3 protein-coding genes are annotated in these 3124 nt (G+C 42.6%); all 3 read right to left on the minus strand.

Features of this window, described 5'->3' with window-relative positions; genetic code table 11:
- Positions 1–41: 41 nt before the first annotated feature.
- A complete protein-coding gene (locus ACP45E_RS12700; RefSeq protein WP_017039105.1) occupies positions 42–698 on the minus strand; it encodes an MBL fold metallo-hydrolase in 657 nt (218 codons plus the stop codon).
- Between the two features lie 100 nt (positions 699–798).
- Positions 799–1341, minus strand: coding sequence for a DUF882 domain-containing protein (locus tag ACP45E_RS12705; RefSeq protein ID WP_026026789.1), 543 nt, complete (start codon positions 1339–1341; stop codon positions 799–801).
- A 180-nt stretch (positions 1342–1521) separates the two neighbouring features.
- A complete protein-coding gene (locus ACP45E_RS12710; protein ID WP_017039106.1) occupies positions 1522–3090 on the minus strand; it encodes a L,D-transpeptidase family protein in 1569 nt (522 codons plus the stop codon).
- Positions 3091–3124: the final 34 nt, after the last annotated feature.

Raw genomic sequence — 3124 nt, forward strand, 5'->3', positions numbered from 1 at the left:
AGCCGCCGAGCCCAATACACTGTACTGATTTAACGATAGAATCAGTACAGTGGCATTTCATCGGCAACAAACGGATTAGAGACTCGCTCTTTGCCAAATGTCGATGAGGGGCCATGACCTGGGATGAAGGTAACATCATTACCTAGAGGCCATAATTTTTGCTTAATCGAAGCAATCAGCGTGGCATGATCACCTTGAGGAAAATCAGTGCGGCCGATTCCACCCGCAAAAAGAACATCCCCCACAAACGCCAACTTGGCCGCCTCACTAAATAAAACCACATGCCCCGGAGTATGACCTGGCGTGTGCAACACGCTTAATGTTTGATGACCCACAGTGACCGTGTCACCTTCATCTAGCCACTGATTTGGTGTAAAAGGTTCTGTTTTTTCAAAGCCAAACATTTGGCTCTGCCCGACTAAGCCATCAAGCCAAAAACGATCGCCTTTGTGTGGCCCAATCACTTCTATACCACCCAACTCTTTTGCTAATGGCTCGGTTCCACCTACGTGATCTAAATGACCGTGAGTAAGAACCAGGCGAACAACATTCACACCGAGTTCTTTGATCATCATAACGAGTTGTTTTACATCGCCGCCGGGATCAATCACTACGGCTTCCATCGTATCGTCACACCAGACAATAGAACAATTTTGTGCAAAAGAAGTCACCGGAACAACTTGGTACTGAAGAGACATATATCTACCTTGGAACTATCGAAATTGCTCGAACTATGACACTACCACTCGAGATTTTCAATGCTTGAACGGCTCAAATCCACTGAGCAAAGAGAACACACTAAACCCAACTTCTGACCGGTCCGGTATCGATGTGAATGAAATTACTTTTAGGATAATACCCAACACCGCCGGCTTTGAGACTCATTGCCGCTTCACGGACATCTTTCAAATTGACACCATGGAGCCTAAAATCCATGGCTTGACCTAGCATATGGTAGCTCTTTTTTGCGACGCCTTTAGAATTAGTACGCAAAGCACTATTCGTTGCAGGGGAACGATAACCTGAAATGATCTGAACTTCCGCTTGAGAACCAAGCAGAGATTGAATCTGTGTAATTTGATCAAACAAACGTCGATCCATTGGATGAACTTCGTTACGTCTAAAATCTCGACACAAATGACTCAAGCGGTCCAGCTCCCCTTCCACGTAGTCAATCCCATTAAAATAACTCGATTCCAGACTTTCTCCAGTATGTAGGTTATTCATAACAAGATGCCTTGGCTGATCGGGATACGAGGCCTGAGCTAAAGAAGGAATGCCACTCGCAACAACAATACTGCTCCCTGCCAATTGGATAAAACGACGACGAGATAAACTCAAAATATTAACCTTCACATACACTGCCCAATGATTCGAACGTGGACATTACCTAACTAGAATATGAAGTTCAAATGCATAAATCATGCTAGAAGCGCTTAAATGGCTCTCTATTTTCGTTTACTCTCTGACCAATATACAGATTTTGTAAGCGGGCACTAAATTGTAAAAAAATGGTAAAGATTACCCTTCGGTCTGTGGTTGCCGATTTTGGCTCAACGTGTCGTATTGATAAATGTCATCCCGATACTGAACTTGGCCAGACTCAACCCAAACTGTTTGATAGATAATATGAACCGGAATTCGCTTTTTTAGGGGAATGGCATGAGTCGTTGACTGATCATTTTTCCCCGCATCAGCCATATCCATGCCTTGTGTTGCCAGTAAGGTATACGCAAATTTGTCCGCATGTTCCACTCTTACACAACCTGAACTAAAGGCCCTGACATCCTTGGAAAATAGGTGTTTACTTGGAGTATCATGCAAAAATATAGCTCGCCGATTAGGAGTATTAAATTTATACAACCCTAACGCATTTCTTTTTCCCGATTGCTGACGCATTTTATACGGGAAAGTTTCTGGGGTGACCTCTGACCAATTTATCTCAGAGGGATTAACCGTCGACACTGCATTCCATCGTTCAATGATTTCTATATTATGATTAGTGAGGTACGTCTTATCACGCTTTACCTGAGGCAAAATATCCTCAACCATAATTTTCCACGGTACATTCCATGTTGGATTTAAGATCAGAGAATCGAGCTTGGTATGCATAACCGGTGTTTTCCGAGAGGTTTTTCCGACCACCACTTTTGACTGAAAGACCTCTTCACCTTGATACCAATAGCTCATATCAAAACTGGGGACATTGACCAAAATAACCGTATCTCGTTGCATTGGCCAAAGCCTAGATCGCTCAGCATTTAATGCGAGCATTGATAATCGAAGTGAAGGATCCATATTCAGCCACTTCATTGTTTGATTGCCAATCATCCCATCCTGTTTTAACCCATGGATACGCTGAAACTCTTTGATAGGCCAGATCAATGATGCATCGTACCAACTGACATCCTTTCTAATAGATTTGGTATCAATATTGACGACATTAAGACGCAAAATGAGTTCGTCACGATGTGATAGCTTATCGCCGACTTTCTTTAATCTATTCTGGTGGTATCTCGGCAGCTCTGTGTGTTCAAATTGTTTTAGATGTTGGTAAGAACCACTGATCTGACGATAATCTTCATTGGACGGCGTATAATCATCAATAAATTCACTAAGCTGATTAAGCTCAATGGAAACCAATAATGAGTTTGTCGCCTCTTTGGTTGGCGCCGGCAGTGAACCCGTTAGAGGTTGATTAAAAAACCAAGATTTGCCCATCAGAGGAGCTTGCTCAGCGTAGCTGATGTAAAGGAGTAACGTGTCGGTCGCTAGCAGATCATACTCAAACCAGCGATTTTGAGTTCTAAACAGCTGTAGTTGCTGTAATCGCTCTGAAAACAGTGGGCTAAACCCTGCCTTATCGATCATTTCCAACTGGAGTTCGAGTTTTTTACTTTGCTCTACATCAAACCAAATCAATTGGTCATCGTTTTCTTGATAAATGTCACTCAACAATTCAGGGTATTGAATCAATTGATAAGTCGATGATTGTGGCTCTAGCCATGTTAACTGTTCAAAACGCTCAAGGGCGAGCGATGGCAGCGATACAAGCACGCCCAAAAACACGGTTAGAACTTTAATTATCATACCCACATGCTCTTTTTTAAAATCAAATTTTTCT

Source organism: Vibrio genomosp. F10 str. 9ZD137 (assembly GCF_049974785.1).
Lineage (GTDB): Bacteria > Pseudomonadota > Gammaproteobacteria > Enterobacterales > Vibrionaceae > Vibrio.